Source organism: Bacillus sp. NMCC4 (assembly GCF_002998555.1).
GTDB lineage: Bacteria > Bacillota > Bacilli > Bacillales > Bacillaceae > Bacillus.
On the sequence record NZ_PVRA01000004.1, the window covers coordinates 116,228 to 132,110 of the forward strand.

The 15,883-nt window shown below is 42.6% G+C and carries 16 protein-coding genes, 1 pseudogene and 1 other annotated feature; of the genes and pseudogenes, 16 read left to right on the forward strand and 1 reads right to left on the reverse strand.

The window, feature by feature from the left end:
- The first annotated feature begins 113 nt into the window (after window positions 1-113).
- The 12 genes and pseudogenes from ytaF to C6Y02_RS19655 form a co-directional block, all read left to right on the forward strand.
- A complete protein-coding gene (gene ytaF / locus C6Y02_RS10300) occupies window positions 114-746 on the forward strand; it encodes a sporulation membrane protein YtaF (protein WP_034661833.1) in 633 nt (210 codons plus the stop codon).
- A 14-nt stretch (window positions 747-760) separates the two neighbouring features.
- Window positions 761-1,366, forward strand: coding sequence for a dephospho-CoA kinase (coaE, locus tag C6Y02_RS10305; protein ID WP_034661832.1), 606 nt, complete (start codon window positions 761-763; stop codon window positions 1,364-1,366).
- A 172-nt stretch (window positions 1,367-1,538) separates the two neighbouring features.
- Window positions 1,539-2,561, forward strand: a complete 1,023-nt coding sequence (locus C6Y02_RS10310) for a glyceraldehyde-3-phosphate dehydrogenase (protein WP_106031194.1) — start codon at window positions 1,539-1,541, stop codon at window positions 2,559-2,561.
- A 234-nt stretch (window positions 2,562-2,795) separates the two neighbouring features.
- Complete coding sequence (gene speD, locus C6Y02_RS10315) at window positions 2,796-3,176, forward strand: adenosylmethionine decarboxylase (protein ID WP_003216492.1); 381 nt, start codon at window positions 2,796-2,798, stop codon at window positions 3,174-3,176.
- 185 nt (window positions 3,177-3,361) lie between these two features.
- Window positions 3,362-3,748 (forward strand): cytosolic protein, encoded by a 387-nt coding sequence (locus C6Y02_RS10320; RefSeq protein WP_106031195.1) that lies wholly within the window; start codon window positions 3,362-3,364, stop codon window positions 3,746-3,748.
- 4 nt (window positions 3,749-3,752) lie between these two features.
- Window positions 3,753-4,211 (forward strand): transcriptional regulator NrdR, encoded by a 459-nt coding sequence (gene nrdR / locus C6Y02_RS10325; protein ID WP_003216720.1) that lies wholly within the window; start codon window positions 3,753-3,755, stop codon window positions 4,209-4,211.
- 102 nt (window positions 4,212-4,313) lie between these two features.
- Window positions 4,314-5,735 (forward strand): replicative helicase loading/DNA remodeling protein DnaB, encoded by a 1,422-nt coding sequence (dnaB, locus tag C6Y02_RS10330; RefSeq protein ID WP_106031196.1) that lies wholly within the window; start codon window positions 4,314-4,316, stop codon window positions 5,733-5,735.
- A gap of 17 nt (window positions 5,736-5,752) precedes the next feature.
- Window positions 5,753-6,682, forward strand: a complete 930-nt coding sequence (gene dnaI, locus C6Y02_RS10335; protein WP_106031298.1) for a primosomal protein DnaI — start codon at window positions 5,753-5,755, stop codon at window positions 6,680-6,682.
- A gap of 33 nt (window positions 6,683-6,715) precedes the next feature.
- Entirely contained in the window at window positions 6,716-7,354 is a 639-nt protein-coding gene (locus C6Y02_RS10340; protein WP_060596974.1) for a TVP38/TMEM64 family protein, read from the forward strand.
- Window positions 7,355-7,414: 60 nt separating this feature from the next.
- Window positions 7,415-8,284, forward strand: coding sequence for a putative sporulation protein YtxC (gene ytxC, locus C6Y02_RS10345; protein WP_034661819.1), 870 nt, complete (start codon window positions 7,415-7,417; stop codon window positions 8,282-8,284).
- A gap of 336 nt (window positions 8,285-8,620) precedes the next feature.
- Window positions 8,621-10,561 (forward strand): threonine--tRNA ligase, encoded by a 1,941-nt coding sequence (gene thrS, locus C6Y02_RS10355; RefSeq protein ID WP_034661816.1) that lies wholly within the window; start codon window positions 8,621-8,623, stop codon window positions 10,559-10,561.
- A gap of 120 nt (window positions 10,562-10,681) precedes the next feature.
- Window positions 10,682-10,829: pseudogene (locus tag C6Y02_RS19655) on the forward strand (methyl-accepting chemotaxis protein); the annotation flags it as partial.
- Window positions 10,830-10,885: 56 nt separating this feature from the next.
- Here C6Y02_RS19655 and C6Y02_RS10365 read toward each other — a convergent pair.
- The gene (locus C6Y02_RS10365; protein WP_106031197.1) at window positions 10,886-11,665 is read right to left on the reverse strand and encodes an HAD family hydrolase; all 780 of its coding nucleotides are present in this window, start codon (window positions 11,663-11,665) and stop codon (window positions 10,886-10,888) included.
- Between the two features lie 175 nt (window positions 11,666-11,840).
- Between C6Y02_RS10365 and C6Y02_RS10370 the strand changes: the two genes are divergently transcribed.
- The 4 genes from C6Y02_RS10370 to lrgB all read left to right on the forward strand — a co-directional run bounded on the left by C6Y02_RS10370 (window position 11,841) and on the right by lrgB (window position 15,619).
- Window positions 11,841-13,598 carry a sensor histidine kinase gene (locus C6Y02_RS10370; RefSeq protein ID WP_106031198.1) on the forward strand — a complete coding sequence of 586 codons (1,758 nt, stop codon included), beginning with the start codon at window positions 11,841-11,843 and terminating at the stop codon, window positions 13,596-13,598.
- Entirely contained in the window at window positions 13,595-14,332 is a 738-nt protein-coding gene (locus C6Y02_RS10375; RefSeq protein ID WP_034661809.1) for a LytR/AlgR family response regulator transcription factor, read from the forward strand. The genes C6Y02_RS10370 and C6Y02_RS10375 overlap by 4 nt, the downstream gene beginning before the upstream one ends.
- A 137-nt stretch (window positions 14,333-14,469) precedes the next feature.
- Entirely contained in the window at window positions 14,470-14,910 is a 441-nt protein-coding gene (gene lrgA / locus C6Y02_RS10380; RefSeq protein WP_106031199.1) for an antiholin-like murein hydrolase modulator LrgA, read from the forward strand.
- Between the two features lie 13 nt (window positions 14,911-14,923).
- Window positions 14,924-15,619 carry an antiholin-like protein LrgB gene (lrgB, locus tag C6Y02_RS10385; RefSeq protein ID WP_189318257.1) on the forward strand — a complete coding sequence of 232 codons (696 nt, stop codon included), beginning with the start codon at window positions 14,924-14,926 and terminating at the stop codon, window positions 15,617-15,619.
- Between the two features lie 128 nt (window positions 15,620-15,747).
- Window positions 15,748-15,879: a sequence feature (ribosomal protein L20 leader region), on the forward strand.
- The last annotated feature ends 4 nt before the right edge of the window (window positions 15,880-15,883 follow it).

Here is a 15,883-nt window from a genome sequence, read left to right on the forward strand (position 1 = left end):
GCAAGGTGTAGACTGACACACAGCCCACCTGCTCTTCATATAGTGAAGAAGAGTCTAAGGACGCCTAGAGACTCTTGATCATCGTTGCATGAACAGAAAGGAAGAGTTCAGGTATGATTTCGATTTCGCTCCTGTTTTTAGCTATTGCAGTCAGCATCGACAGCTTTTCTGTAGGCTTTACGTATGGGCTTCGCAAAATGAGGATCCCATTTAAAGCCATCGTCATTATTGCATGCTGCTCAGGGATTGTGCTGCTCATTTCTATGCTGATTGGCAGCCTGCTGACGACATTTCTCCCTGTCTCAGTGACCGATAAACTGGGGGGAGGCATTTTAATTGCCATTGGCCTTTGGGTCCTGTATCAATTTTACAAACCAGCGAAAGAGCGTGATTTGCTTCTTCATGAAAAGACATTGCTCAATGTGGAAGTACAATCGCTTGGGCTTGTCATTCACATTTTAAGAAAGCCGACAAGTGCAGATATTGACCGATCTGGGACGATTAATGGAATGGAAGCGGTACTTCTTGGAATTGCTTTATCCATTGATGCATTTGGCGCAGGGATTGGCGCAGCGATTCTAGGCTTTTCTCCAATTGTCATGAGTATCACGGTCGCAGTGATGAGCTCACTTTTTGTGTGTATTGGGCTGCGTGCCGGTCATTACTTGGCAAATTGGCGCTGGATCAATAAACTCGCATGCTTACCAGGGCTTCTGCTCATATTAATTGGGGTTTGGAAGCTGTAAAAGGAGGAAATCAATTGACGCTTGTCATTGGATTAACAGGCGGGATTGCTAGCGGAAAAAGCACAGTCTCGCAGATGATAAAAGAGCAGGGCATTCGGGTTGTGGACGCAGATGTGATTGCAAAAGAAGCGGTCTCCAAAGGAACATCCGCCCTTCATCATATCGTTCAAACCTTTGGTGAGGGTGTCCTCCTGCCAAATGGAGAGCTGAACCGGCAGGAGCTGGGAGCCATTATTTTTTCTAATGAAGAGAAACGAAAGCAGCTGAATGCGATCGTTCATCCAGAAGTGCGAAAGGAAATGCTCAGGCAGCGAGATGAAGGGATCAACAGCCAAGAAACATTCGTTGTCCTTGATATCCCGCTTTTATTTGAAAGTCAGCTGGAAAGTCTTGTCGACCGGATCATTGTGGTGTATACAACACCAGAATTACAGCTATCACGACTCATGAATCGAAACGACCTCAGTGAGGAAGAAGCGCTGAATCGAATTCACTCTCAGCAGCCCCTTGAAGAGAAATGTAAAAAAGCAGACCGCGTGATAGAAAACACACAAGATCTCGCTTTTATCAGAAAGCAATTGCAGAACATATTAAATGAATGGGAACATACAGATAAGTAAGAGTACATACACGTACTCTTCTTTTTTTATGCTTTATTCTTATTTCCTTTGAAAAGAACAGCCCTTTTTAGAAAATATACGTTTATATACTGGCAATTACATTCTAATGTGATATACTAATTTCATAAATAAATTTATTGAGTATAACACATAATAGAGGAGTGACCTGTTCATGAAGGTAAAAGCAGCGATCAATGGGTTTGGCAGAATTGGACGCATGGTCTTCAGAAAAGCAATGCTTGATGATCAAATTCAAATTGTAGCGGTGAACGCAAGCTATCCTGCCGAAACGCTAGCACATTTAATTAAATATGACACAAATCATGGACGTTACGAATGCGATGTGACAGCAGAAGATGACGCACTGATTGTAAATGGGAAAAGAGTGCTTTTGCTCAATGACAGAGACCCAAAGCAGCTTCCATGGGGAGAGCTTGGGATTGATATCGTCATAGAAGCAACAGGAAAATTCAATTCAAAAGATCAAGCGATGGGCCATATAGATGCCGGAGCGAAAAAGGTCGTACTTACAGCTCCAGGTAAAAATGAAGACGTTACAATTGTAATGGGTGTCAATGAGGATGATCTTGATCCTGAAAAGCACGTCATTATTTCAAACGCATCTTGTACAACAAACTGTTTAGCACCAGTTGTTAAATTGTTAGATGATGAATTCGGCATCGACAACGGCTTAATGACAACGGTTCATGCGTATACAAATGATCAAAAAAATATCGACAACCCGCATAAGGATTTGCGCCGGGCAAGAGCGTGTGCCCAGTCCATCATTCCAACTACGACGGGTGCCGCTAAAGCGCTTTCTTTAGTGCTGCCGCACATGAAAGGGAAATTGCATGGACTTGCACTGCGCGTGCCAGTTTCCAATGTATCGATGGTTGATCTTGTCGTCGACTTGAAAAAAGATGTCACAGCAGAAGAAGTAAATGCAGCCTTCTCAAATGCATCAAAAACTTCTCTATCCGGTATTTTAGATTACACGGATGAGCCGCTTGTTTCTACAGACTTTAACACGAATCCTTATTCAGCTGTCGTGGATGGACTGACAACGATGGTGATGGAGGATAGAAAAGTAAAAGTTCTTGCATGGTATGACAATGAATGGGGTTATTCATGCAGAGTGGTGGATCTTGTGAAGTTTGTCGGTTCGCAGATGAAAGAGCTTTCTGCTGTTTGAAATGAAGAAGACGAACGTCCCTTTTCAAGAAATGAGAGAAAATCCCATTGAAAACACAGCTTGCAAAATGGGTCTAAACAAAGTATACTATTTTTCGTGAACTTCTTGTTCGCAGACTCATTCGGGTATACTTAAAGGGTTAGGACCTCTTTGGACTAACTTTCCCCCGTGGTATATGTCCGGTCCGGCTGCTTAGAACTTCACTCTTTCATTCTTGTTTAAGGGGGGTCCATGATGGAAACAATCGGACGTCACGTTATCTCCGAGCTTTGGGGATGCGACTGTGATAAACTGAACGACATGGATTTTATTGAAAAAACGTTTGTAAATGCAGCTTTGAAATCAGGAGCTGAAGTAAGAGAGGTTGCTTTTCACAAATTTGCACCTCAAGGAGTAAGTGGAGTTGTCATTATTTCTGAATCTCATCTGACAATTCACAGCTTTCCTGAACATGGTTATGCGAGCATAGATGTTTATACTTGCGGCGACCTAGATCCGAATATCGCAGCAGATCATATCGGAGATGAATTAGGTGCCGAAACAAGAGAAAACATCGAAATTCCTCGAGGCATGGGACCTGTACAAGTGAAACAGGCACAAGCCAAAGCACTGTAAACATAAAAAAGATTGCAATGGGAGCTGGCCAAAAGCATTGAAATGCCTTTGTGTTATGCTCCTTTTTATATTTCTTTGATATACAAAATCCAACATTCCCCAACTTGTCTATACTTTTGTTCTAGGAAAACAAAGGTTTTTTTTATAAAATAAAGAAGAGGCATTATGGCAAAGGGGATACGTATATGACTTTAGGACAAAAGTTCAAACGGTTCATGACAAACCATACAGAAACATCTGACGAGCATCCAGTGTCAGAACTGAAAAGCCATTACTACAAAATGACGAATGCACAAGTTTTTCAAGCGGTGGAAGCCATGCTTTCCCGAAACGATTCCTATCAAGTGACATCTGTTTCAGCAGAACGAGGTGAAATCAGCGCAAACATCAGAATGCCGAAAAAAGCCTTTCTCGTAGCGACTGTCATTTCAATTCGTCCTTTTGAAACAGCTGTCGATTTTAATGTGACAACAGAAACGGTCCTGCCAACAGATTTTGGTTATAGTCAGAAGGCCGTTTTGTCCCTTTATGATGAACTAGACAAACAACTTCCAAGAATAGATCGGAGCTGATGAAATGAAATGTCCCACATGTCAGCACCTTGGCACAAGGGTGCTTGATTCAAGACCAGTAGATGAAGGAAAATCCATCCGTCGTAGAAGAGAGTGCGAAAGCTGCCAGTATCGCTTTACGACGTTTGAGAAATTAGAAGAATTACCACTGATTGTGGTGAAAAAAGAAGGGATTCGAGAAGAATTCAGCCGCGAAAAGATGCTGAGAGGACTCATTAAAGCGTGTGAAAAGCGTCCTGTTGCTTTAAAGCAGCTGGAGGATGTCTGCTTTAACATCGAAAAAGAACTGCGTAATCAAGGCATGTCAGAAGTGAAAAGTGAGCTTGTAGGTGAAATGGTGATGGACGAGCTGGCAAAAATTGATGAAGTGTCTTACGTCAGGTTTGCCTCAGTTTACCGGCAGTTTAAAGATATCAACGTCTTTATTGATGAATTAAAAGATTTATTAAAGAAAGAACGCTAAAAAAGAGCTGAAGATTCTTCACGCTCTTTTTCCTGCGTAAAGCGTAAAACGCAAAAAGGGTGTACAATAGAAACAATTGCAATTCATGGGGAGGATCAGCATATGACAGAGCATTGGAAGGAAGTGCTAGCCGTCGATCCGTATGTCGTCAAAAGCGCTTCATTGCTCGGTGACATCGATAGACAGCTCATCACTCTTTTATATCAGCCGCTTATTGGCATGTCCGCTTTCAGCTTATACATGACGCTGTGGGGAGAGCTGGAACAAAATCGTATGTGGGGAAAACCTGCACCTCATCGGCAGCTCATGGTCATGCTGCAAACGAATTTAAATGATATTTTTGAGGAACGTTTAAAGCTTGAAGCGATTGGTTTACTCCGCACATATGAACAGGAAACGGAAGAAGGCAGACTGTTTACATATGAGCTTGTGCCGCCGCTAAGACCAGATGAGTTTTTCCAGGATGGTATGCTGAATGTCCTGCTGTACCATCGTGTAGAGAAAGCAAAATATATGCAGCTTCGTGATTATTTTTCTTATCCAGGTGTTCCTGCAGAGGCAAAGAACATCTCGCGGTCGTTTGAAGAAGTCTTTCACGTATTGCAGCCAGGTGAACGCAGGATGACAGAAGAAATCAATCGGGCGTCATCACTTGATCAGGGCTATGAATATGTGACCGTTGGATCGAGTCAGCCGGCTCCGCTTTCAGACGAATCCTTTGATTTCGACCTATTGTTAGCGGGCATGTCTGATATGATGATTCCAAGAAAGGCTTTGACAAAGCAGGTGAAAGAAACCATTAAGAAGTTAGCCGTTGTATACGGCATCACTCCGCTTCAAATGCAAAATATTGTAGCGGGCGCCTGCGGTTCGGATCAAATGATCTCAACAGAAGAGCTGAGAAAAGCCGCAAGAGACTGGTACCAAATCGAATACAGAGGCGAGCAGCCAAAACTCATTGATCAAAAACAGCCTAGACACCTGCGTCAAGATGCTTCAAAAGCGCTAGCAGATACGCCAGATGCCAAATTGATTGAAAAGCTCGATCATATTTCGCCTAGGGAGCTGCTAAAAGATATGGCAGACGGCATTGAGCCAACGTATGCCGACTTAAGAATTGTCGAAGATATTATGCTCGAGCAGCAGCTAGAGCCAGGTGTCATGAACGTTTTGATCTACTATACATTACTGAAAACAGATATGAAGCTGTCGAAAACATATATGCAAAAAATCGCCGCTCATTGGGTGAGAAAGAAAATTAAAACCGTAGCGGCAGCCATGAAAATTGCCAAAGAAGAGAACAAGCAAATGACAGAGTGGGCGCAGCAGAAAAAGCAGCGCAGCACATATGGATCAGGGAAAGTTGTCCGAGAAGAGAAGCTTCCTGACTGGATGAAAGAAACTGAAACGAAAGAACAGCCGGCAAAAGAACAAACAGACAGTCTGTCGACAGAAGACCTCGAACGAGAAAAAGAAAAACTGTTAGATCAGTTTAAAAATATGAAAAAGTACAATGCACATTAAGGTGAGGTGAGATGGGGATGAAACCGATCGGTCGTTCATTTGAACAACTAAAAGGACGAGTAGATTTTCGTGTGAGATACAATCAGATTAAAGAGAGTGTGTTATCTGATGAAGATGTGAAGGCCTTTTTACAGGAGCATCAAGAACAAATACACGAAGACATGATCAATCGCAGCTTGAACCGGCTTTTTGAATATGTGCAGCAGTCAAAGGGCTGTTCATATTGCTTAGATGAAGAGAACGTCAATGCGATTTTAGACGGGTATCACCCGAAGCTTGTGATCAAAGGTCAGAGTATTGATATTGAATATTCCCCCTGCCCAGTCAAGCTGCGGCTCGATAGACAGAAAAAACAGCAAGAGCTTATGAAAAGCATGTACATTCCGCAAAATGTTCTTCAAGCGACGTTCACTGATCTGAACGTTGTGGGAAGACAGGAAGTCATTCAAAAAGTAGGTCAATTCCTGCAAAGCTATGATGAGACGGGCAAAGGGAAGGGCTTATATTTACACGGAAAGTTTGGAGTAGGAAAAACGTATATTCTGGCAGCCATTGCGCAGCAGCTAGCGGAGAAGGAATACCCATCTCTCCTAGTGTACGTGCCTGAATTTGTGAGAGAGTTAAAAAATTCGTTAGCCGATCATACACTGGAAGCAAAGCTGAACATGGTCAAATCCACCCCTATTTTAATGCTTGATGATATTGGGGCAGAGTCGATGACAAGCTGGGTTCGAGATGAACTGCTCGGAACGATCTTACAATACCGTATGGCAGAGCAGCTGCCGACTTTCTTCTCTTCTAATTTCTCACCAAGTGAACTGAAACATCACTTTACGTACTCACAGCGCGGGGAAAAAGAAGAGGTCAAAGCCGCTCGTTTAATGGAACGGATTCTTTATTTAGCAGAGGCAGTCTTGCTCGAAGGAGAAAACCGCCGTCATTTATAAAAGCGTCTATCACCTGAAGGAGGAGCAAATGAAATGAACAAAAGAAAATGGCTGCTTTTTCTCGTGATTGCAGGTCTCGCTGCTTTACTTTGGTGGCTGAACAAACAGCACCTTCAGCTGGCGCCGAAAGATGTGAAGAATTGGGTGCTTCAATTTGGGCTGCTGGCTCCCTTTGTTTTTCTGTTCTTATCTCTTTTTCGCCCGTTTGTTCTCGTCCCACTTACGGTCTTTTCGCTGGCAGCAGGTTTAGCATTCGGCAGTGTTCTTGGGACGATTTATGCCCTCGTTGGTGCTACCGCCGGAGCAACAGGCTCCTTCCTGCTTGCCACAACCTTTCGTGCAAAAAAGGAAGGCAGAGAATCAAGCAGCCGGAAGCTGAGAGCGGTGACATCCCGCATTCAGGAGCATGGGTTTCTTTATATTTTGTTATTGCGTATTGCCCCGATCCATTTTGACTTTGTCAGCTATGCGGCAGCAGTTTCACGTGCGAATTATCGTGCATTCACGGCAGCTACTTTTTTAGGCTTAATACCGGGTACAGTTGCATTAAATGTCCTTGGCTCAAGCTTTGTCAGCGGCAATTATGCCGCCTTAGTGATCGTTTGTTTGATTTATCTGATCTTTATCTCCGTTCCGCTCATTTTAAAAAGAAAGATGCCTGATTTATTTTAGGCGTCTATTTTTTATGTTTTCCCCATATATATGTAACAGATGTCGTTAGGGGGGACAAACATGCTTGAAATAATCTTTGAAGATGAATATGATACCGCCGCTTTTTTACATCTTGCTGAACACTTGGACAGTCGGCATCACATGTCAATTCAACAAGGGAAAGACCGGCTTCTCATAGAGGCGAAGGAATCAGAAGAAGGACTTGAGCCCATTGTGCGGCCATTACTGGTTCACTTTTTTTTGGAATGCAAAGAAAATGAGCGCATGCGCAGCATCCTTGAAAACACCTATTTATTTAAAGATCCTGAAGAGCAGCACCAAATTCTTTCAATCGCCCACAGTATTATGAACGGGGATTTAGATGATATTCCCGGCATTCATCAAGAACCGTCAAGAGAAGCCCTGTTAACAAAGGAGCTTGAGACCATTTCTTTACAGCAAGGTATTTTTTCAATTGGTTCATTTATGACATTTAGACTGTCAGAGTATGACAGGAGGCTGAAGAACTATGTTGAAGTCTCCATTGAAGAATACAAAATGGAACAAGAATATCAAAACTTCATTCAATCGCTTCGAGACTATGTGATGGCAAGAGAACCGAAGCTCGAAAAAGTACATGTTGTGCATCAGGACCGCCTGATGATTTGGGAATTTCGGTACGCTTCTGAGCGTGATCAAAAACAATACATAGACAGACAGTTTGTAAGAGAGCATCCAATGTATATTGATTCGCAGCTGATTGCACCACTCGTATCCATAGCGCCCCAAAAGATTGACCTGTTTACAAATGATACAGGTCACTCGATGGTACAGACCATTCAAAATATTTTTCAAGAAAGGGTCGAGGTATTCCCGGCTCATTCATTTCAAGAACAGAATGTTCAATTTGTCCATGACCATTTGGAACAGAAAAGTGAAAAGCTTTCTTGATTTTCACGAAAAAACGTTTTATAATACGGTGTAACTTCATACAGAGACCGTATTGATAAGGACATGAACAAATGAACACCCACTTAAAGAGAGGGAAGCCGCGGCTGAAAGCTTCCTAGCAGAGGACCATTTGCTTTACCACCTTTGAACATCAGCTGTGAACTTTTTAGTAATGGCTGACGGGAATTCCCGTTATCGAACCACAAGCCGTGTTTGCTTATGAAAACGTAAGCTGCAAATACGGGAAAAAGGGTGGAACCACGATTCCGTTTATTCAACCTCGTCCCTTTCCAGGGGGCGGGGTTTTTATATTGCCAAAAAAAGGAGTGACCAGAGATGTCAGAACAAATTCAACTTACATTTCCAGATGGAGCAGTCAAGGAGTTTGACAAAACAGCTACAACAGAAGACATCGCGGCATCAATTAGCCCGGGCCTAAAGAAAAAAGCGCTTGCCGGTAAATTGAACGGCAAAGAAATAGATCTGCGTACGCCGCTATTAGAAAGTGGAACAATCGAGATCATCACAGATAAAAGTGAAGAAGCACTCGACATTATGCGCCACAGCACAGCACATTTGCTAGCACAGGCGATCAAACGTCTTTATGGAAAAGAGCATCATGTCCAGTTTGGCGTAGGTCCTGTGATCGAAAATGGTTTCTACTATGATGTCGATATCGATGTTGCCATCACACCTGAAGACTTACCTAAGATTGAAAAAGAAATGAAAAAAATCATTAACAGCAATTTGCCAATTGAGCGAATTGAAGTAACAAGAGAAGAAGCGAAAAAACGCTTTGAAGCGATTGGTGATCAATTGAAGCTTGAGCTGTTAGAGGCGATTCCAGAAGGTGAAGCCGTGACGATTTATGAGCAGGGTGAATTCTTTGACCTCTGCCGCGGCATTCACTTGCCATCAACAGGGAAAATCAAAGAGTTTAAGCTGTTAAGCCTTGCAGGTGCATACTGGAGAGGTGACAGCAACAATCAAATGCTTCAGCGTATTTACGGTACAGCTTTCTTCAGCAAAGAAGATTTAAATGAGCACTTACGCCTGCTTGAAGAAGCGAAAGAACGCGATCACCGTAAACTAGGAAAAGAGCTGAAACTGTTTGCGAACTCTCAAAAGGTAGGTCAAGGTCTACCGCTTTGGCTGCCAAAAGGCGCAACGATCCGCCGTGTTATTGAGCGTTACATTGTCGATAAAGAAGTACGTCTTGGTTATGAGCATGTGTATACACCAGTTCTTGCGAATGTCGAATTGTATAAAACTTCAGGGCACTGGGCGCATTATCAAGAAGACATGTTCCCAGTGATGGAAATGGATAACGAAGATCTTGTTCTTCGTCCTATGAACTGTCCGCACCATATGATGATTTACAAAAACGAGCCGCATAGCTATCGTGAATTGCCAATTCGTATTGCAGAGCTTGGTACAATGCACCGCTATGAAATGTCAGGTGCTTTATCCGGCCTTCAGCGTGTTCGCGGGATGACATTAAACGATGCACATATCTTTGTTCGTCCAGATCAAATCAAAGAAGAGTTCATTCGTACAGTTCGCTTAATTGAAGAAGTGTATCAAGACTTTGGCTTGAATGACTACACATTCCGCTTATCTTACCGTGATCCAGAAGATACTGAGAAGTATTTCGACGATGATGCGATGTGGAATAAAGCGCAATCGATGCTAAAGGATGCAATGGACGAGCTTGGTCATGATTATTATGAAGCAGAAGGAGAAGCGGCATTTTATGGTCCGAAGCTTGATGTACAGGTCAAGACAGCTCTTGGAAAAGAAGAGACATTGTCTACTGTACAGCTTGACTTCTTACTACCAGAGCGTTTCGATCTCACCTATATCGGAGAAGATGGCAAGCATCATCGTCCGGTCGTGATTCATAGAGGTGTTGTCTCTACAATGGAGCGCTTTGTTGCCTTCTTAATTGAAGAATACAAAGGAGCCCTTCCAACATGGTTGGCACCTGTACAATTCCAAGTCATCCCGGTTTCACCGTCTGTCCATTTAGACTATGCGAAAAAAGTACAAGAACGTTTGCAGCTTGAAGGCCTTCGTGTAGAGCTTGACAGCCGTGATGAAAAGATTGGATACAAAATTAGAGAAGCGCAAATGCAAAAGATCCCGTACATGCTAGTCGTCGGAGATCAAGAAGCAGAAAATGGCGCTGTCAATGTAAGAAAATACGGAGAGCAAGATTCAGAAACAATGGATCTTGAAGCCTTTGTGAAACATGCAGTAGCAGAAGCGAAAAAATAATACTTCCAATGAAGCAGTCAGTGATCTTTCTCTTGAGATCATTGGCTTTTTCTTTTTGAAAAAAATTCTCCACTGGTGATCCAGTTTCTTGAATGATACGTTTGGAAAGTACGAAAGTATGTCAGCAGCGGAACGAGCCGGGCCAAGACAACGGTGTTTACAAATCGCGATCTTGTAAAGCAGGCAAGCGAGGAATTTATGAATGTAGTTAGGAGAAGCAGCCCGCAGCTTAGACAAGCAAGCGCAAAGTCTAGCCGCCATTGTGTAGTTTGAAAACACAAAAACACCCAAACTCGTCAGGAGAAGGGTGTTTTCTCTTTTGTTCTATTTTAATATATCAAACAATTCATGTAAGTCTTTGATTTCGTAATCTGGCGTTACATCTGTTTCATTCTTTTTGCCATGTCGATTGATCCAAACGGTTTGAATCCCAGCGCGAGATGCCCCAAGAATATCTGTTTTTGGATTGTCTCCAACCATGATCACATCGTCTTTTGTTAGATTTAACAGCTGAAGGCAGTGCTCAAAGATGCCAGGGTCAGGTTTCCCTTTCCCATAATCTCCCGAAATCACAATTTCATTAAAATAAGGTGCAAGCTCAGGAACACCTGCCAGTTTTTCTTTTTGAAGACTAGGATCTCCGTTTGTTAAAAGGAGCAATTCATAGCTGCCTTTCAGGCGGTCTAAAACAGGGTACGTTTCTTCATAGACAAATGGGCGTTTTCTCCGCTCGGCTGCAAAGAAATCAGCCAAATATCGTCCAAATGCCTCATCGTCAATTCCTGCTTCTTTTAAGCCATTGGTCCAAGCGTTCTTGCGGTACTCTGGTGCAAGGGCATTCAGCTTTTGAAAGCCTTCGCTAATCGGTTCACTAAAATTTGACCACAGTCCTTCGAAAGGATTAATTCCGATCATGACAGTATAATCATATGTTTCATAGGACGAATACAGCTTTCTTGCTTCTTCACGTACAATCTGTTCAAATGTTGCTGGATTCAGTCCATATTTCTTTTCCGCTTCGCGGCATGTTTCCTGAAAAGTTGTGTGAATGCTTTTTTCATCCCAAAGCAAAGTATCATCTAAATCGAAAAATACGGCTTTCATGATCTTCTCCCTTGTTATGTATGTGTTACCTTCAATTGCAAGTGACGGCTCATGTTCATTTTACAATAGAAGATGAGGGCAATAAAGAAAAGATTTGAGAGATCTTGGATCATTGACCGCACATGATAGAATAGAAAGACAGTAGATATAACATACATCAATTGAGGTGGCCGGTTTGCTTCATTTAATTATTATGATGATCGAGCGTGTGGGGATCATCGTTATTTTAGGGTTTGTGCTTGCCCATGTGAAGGGCTTTCGCAATCTATTGCTTCAAAATGAAGGGTTTCGAAAAAAGGCGGTCCTTGTCTTTATTTTTGCTTCTTTTAGTATTATCAGCAATTACACAGGAATTGAAATCCAGCAGCAGATGGTCATGAATCATGAGTTTTCCTATCATCTTGGCTCATCAAGCTCGATCGCCAATACGAGAATCATGGGAATCGAAATGGGCGGATTGATAGGAGGGCCGTTTGTTGGCATTGGTGCAGGGCTTTTAGCTGGAATTCATCGCTATTCACTCGGAGGGAGCACGGCACTCAGTTGTGCGATTTCTTCGATTTTAGCCGGTGTGATTGCAGGCTATGTCGGCAGCAGGTTTAAACGGAAGAATCGAATGGTGACACCTCGCCAAGCCGCACTTTTTGGTGTGGCAATGGAATCCTTGCAGATGATCATTATCCTTCTATTTGCAAAGCCATTTGCTGATGCTTGGGGGCTTGTGAGTATTATTGCCCTGCCGATGATTTTTGTGAATGGAATTGGCAGCTTTATCTTTTTATCGATCTTACAGTCAGTCATTCGGCAAGAAGAGCAGGCAAAGGCGATGCAGACACACCGTGTATTTTCGATCGCCGATCAAACGCTGCCTTTTTTCCGCCAAGGGTTAAATGAACAGTCATGTAAAAGTGTGGCGGAGATCATTCATCGATTAACAGAAACAGATGCGGTTTCCTTAACAGATACAGAAAAGATTTTAGCTCATGTCGGAGACGGGACGGATCATCATATTCCATCGAAAAGCCTGATTACAGGACTGTCGAAACAAGTATTGTTGAGCGGCAAAATTATGAAGGCGCATTCGAAAGACGAAATCAATTGTTCAGTCACTCATTGCCCGCTTCAAGCAGCGATTGTGCTGCCCCTCACCTCCAATGGTCAAACGATCGGAACGTTAAAAATGTATTTCAATTCTCCGGTCGGATTAAGCAGGGTGGAAGAGGAGCTTGCAGAAGGCTTGGCGATGCTGTTCTCCACACAGCTTGAACTTGGAGAGGCAGAAACCCAAAGCCGCCTGCTAAAAGATGCAGAGATCAAAGCGCTTCAAGCGCAAGTGAATCCGCACTTTTTATTTAACGCCATTAATACCATCTCTGTTTTGTGCAGAACGAATGTAGAGATGGCAAGGAAGCTGCTGCTGCAGCTGAGTATTTATTTCCGGTCTAATTTGCAAGGCGCCCGCCAGCTGCTGATTCCGCTGCATAAAGAAATTCAGCATGTAGAGGCATATTTGTCGCTTGAACAAGCGAGGTTTCCAAATAAATACCATGTGGCCTTTCAAATTGAAAAGGAGCTGGAGCAGGTGATGATTCCTCCATTTGTGCTTCAGGTGCTTGTTGAAAACGCAGTGAGACACGCTTTTCCTAAACATCAAACGAGTTGTGAAGTCGTCGTTTCTGCTTTGATGAAAGATGGGCATGTTTATATGAAAGTGACTGATAATGGACAGGGAATCGAGAATGACAAGATGGCTCAGTTATTAAAAGCGCCTGTTGAATCCAAAGAAGGAACAGGTACGGCTCTTTTTAATTTAGATCAGCGGTTAAGAGGGATTTTTGGCAGACAAGCCGCTTTATCCATTCATAGCGGCCAAGGCACTGACATCTCATTTCGCATTCCAATGGACTATGTAAAAAAGGATGATTTTCGTTGATAAACGTATTAATCGTAGATGATGAAGTGTTAGCAAGAGACGAATTAAAATACTTATTACGCAGAACGAAAGAGGATGTTCAAATAGAGGAAGCAGAAAATATAGAATCAGCTTTTGACCGGATGGTGGATCATAAGCCGGACCTGCTCTTTTTAGACATTGATTTATCTGGTGAGAATGGATTTGATATTGCCAAAAGGCTCAACCGGATGTCTGATCCGCCAGCGATTGTATTTGCGACAGCCTTTGATCAATATGCGCTGAAGGCGTTTGAGGTCAGTGCGCTTGATTACTTAACGAAACCATTTGATGAAGAGCGGCTTTTGCAAACGATCCAAAAGTTTAAAAAGTGGAAATCTGTTGAGACGCAAGAGCACCAGCTGTCAGATGAGAAAATACCCCATCAGCAAAAATTAGCCATCTCAGTCGATGACTCAATTGTCATCCTGCAAGTTGAAGAGATCATGTATGTAGGGCTCAGTGAGGGGAAAAAGGTCGTGAAAACAAAGGATCACATGTATGAGGTCACAGAACCGCTTGTGGTCATTGAAAAGAAACTGCCTGAGGCTTACTTTATGAGGGTTCATCGAAGCTATATCGTGAACACCTCTCATATGAAAGAAGTACAGCCATGGTTTAATTCGACGTATAACCTGCATATGACAGACGGGTCGATCATTCCTGTCAGCCGTACATATGCCAAAGAACTTAAGAAGTCGCTCCTGCTAGAGTAGGACGGCTTTTTTTGTTTGTATTTCAATACTCGTTTTCTGCATTTCATTCATTGAATCCGGCGAGTTTGATTGTAAACGCTTCATTCGTTTATTTCATGCCGTATACTGAGGGCAGTCGAAGAAAGAGGTGAAGGGGCATGAGTGCCACTAAAGTATATGGATTTCTATCTCAAGCATTTATCTTTGCAACCGTAATGTTCGTTTCTAATCTCATTTCAATGTATTTACCAATTCCGATGCCTGCATCTGTGATTGGTCTGGTTCTATTATTTGTTTTGCTGACAACGAAAATCGTCAAACTGGAGCAAGTAGAGCAATTAGGTACATCATTGACAGGGCTCATTAGCTTTCTATTTGTTCCCTCTGGTATCTCGGTTATTCAATCACTAGGTGTCATGCAAGAAGTAGGTGTGCAAGTCGTCGGTGTCATCATCATTGCAACGATTATGTTACTTGCAGCGACAGGGCTATTCTCGCAGCTTCTCATGCAATTATCAGAAAAACCACAGAAACGTAAAGAGACAAAGGAGAGCAAATCGACTCCTCATTCTAATAAACCAGCTTCAAGTACGCATTAAGGAGAGATGCAGGATGGGTACAAGTACAATGAGTCCTTATTTCGGTATAGTCGTCTCATTAGTCGCCTTTGGAATCGGTACATTCTTATTTAAAAAATCAAAAGGCTTCTTCTTATTCACACCACTTTTTGTAGCCATGGTGTTAGGTATTTTATTTTTAAAAATTGGCGGTTTTTCCTATGCAGATTATAATGAGGGCGGCAAGATTATCAAGTTTTTCTTAGAGCCTGCGACCATTGCTTTCGCTATTCCGCTTTATAAGCAGCGCGCATTGCTTAAAAAATATTGGTGGCAGATTTTATCCGCTATTTTTGTAGGGTCACTTTGTTCCATTACGATCGTGTATGTCGTAGCAAAAGGGATTCATCTTGATACGGCTGTAATGAAAAGTATGCTTCCACAAGCAGCGACGACAGCGATTGCTCTTCCGATTGCAAAGGATATTGGCGGAATCGCAGATATCACAGCCTTTGCGGTCATATTTAATGCAGTCATTGTGTATGCACTAGGTGCTTTCTTCTTAAAATGGTTTCGAATTAAAAATCCAGTGGCAAAAGGGCTTGCACTCGGTACATCAGGACATGCGCTTGGCGTCTCTGTTGGGATTGAGATGGGAGAAGTGGAAGCAGCCATGGCAAGTATCGCCGTTGTGGTCGTAGGAGTTGTGACCGTCATTGTCATCCCAATCTTTATGCAATTAATACTTTGATGGTGTCATTGTTTGAAAAAGCCTTGCCCAATTCGTTTTATCGTGCTAAAATGAGAAAGTTGTTTCAAGAGTTCGGTTACTTGACGGACAAATGAAAATTGTGTAGAATAATTAACGAATTGAATAGATATCACAAGCAGAAGCACCCGCTTCTCACCTGATTGACACGTGTTTGTAGTTGACAGGTTGACCGTACATTTATTTTTTCATGCAAATGTTCGCAGTGTGGGTGTTTTATATGCCCACACTTTTTGTTTGCCTGTA

What these genes read in the sequence shown, in the direction of transcription:
- nrdR (WP_003216720.1), top strand. Translation starts at nt 3,753, where the DNA reads ATGAAATGTCCCACATGTCAGCACCTTGGCACAAGGGTGCTTGATTCA.
- C6Y02_RS10340 (WP_060596974.1), top strand. Translation starts at nt 6,716, where the DNA reads ATGAACAAAAGAAAATGGCTGCTTTTTCTCGTGATTGCAGGTCTCGCT.
- C6Y02_RS10365 (WP_106031197.1), bottom strand. Translation starts at nt 11,665, where the DNA reads ATGAAAGCCGTATTTTTCGATTTAGATGATACTTTGCTTTGGGATGAA.
- ytaF (WP_034661833.1), top strand. Translation starts at nt 114, where the DNA reads ATGATTTCGATTTCGCTCCTGTTTTTAGCTATTGCAGTCAGCATCGAC.
- C6Y02_RS10320 (WP_106031195.1), top strand. Translation starts at nt 3,362, where the DNA reads ATGACTTTAGGACAAAAGTTCAAACGGTTCATGACAAACCATACAGAA.
- lrgB (WP_189318257.1), top strand. Translation starts at nt 14,924, where the DNA reads ATGGGTACAAGTACAATGAGTCCTTATTTCGGTATAGTCGTCTCATTA.
- dnaI (WP_106031298.1), top strand. Translation starts at nt 5,753, where the DNA reads ATGAAACCGATCGGTCGTTCATTTGAACAACTAAAAGGACGAGTAGAT.
- C6Y02_RS10310 (WP_106031194.1), top strand. Translation starts at nt 1,539, where the DNA reads ATGAAGGTAAAAGCAGCGATCAATGGGTTTGGCAGAATTGGACGCATG.
- ytxC (WP_034661819.1), top strand. Translation starts at nt 7,415, where the DNA reads ATGCTTGAAATAATCTTTGAAGATGAATATGATACCGCCGCTTTTTTA.
- speD (WP_003216492.1), top strand. Translation starts at nt 2,796, where the DNA reads ATGGAAACAATCGGACGTCACGTTATCTCCGAGCTTTGGGGATGCGAC.
- lrgA (WP_106031199.1), top strand. Translation starts at nt 14,470, where the DNA reads ATGAGTGCCACTAAAGTATATGGATTTCTATCTCAAGCATTTATCTTT.
- thrS (WP_034661816.1), top strand. Translation starts at nt 8,621, where the DNA reads ATGTCAGAACAAATTCAACTTACATTTCCAGATGGAGCAGTCAAGGAG.
- dnaB (WP_106031196.1), top strand. Translation starts at nt 4,314, where the DNA reads ATGACAGAGCATTGGAAGGAAGTGCTAGCCGTCGATCCGTATGTCGTC.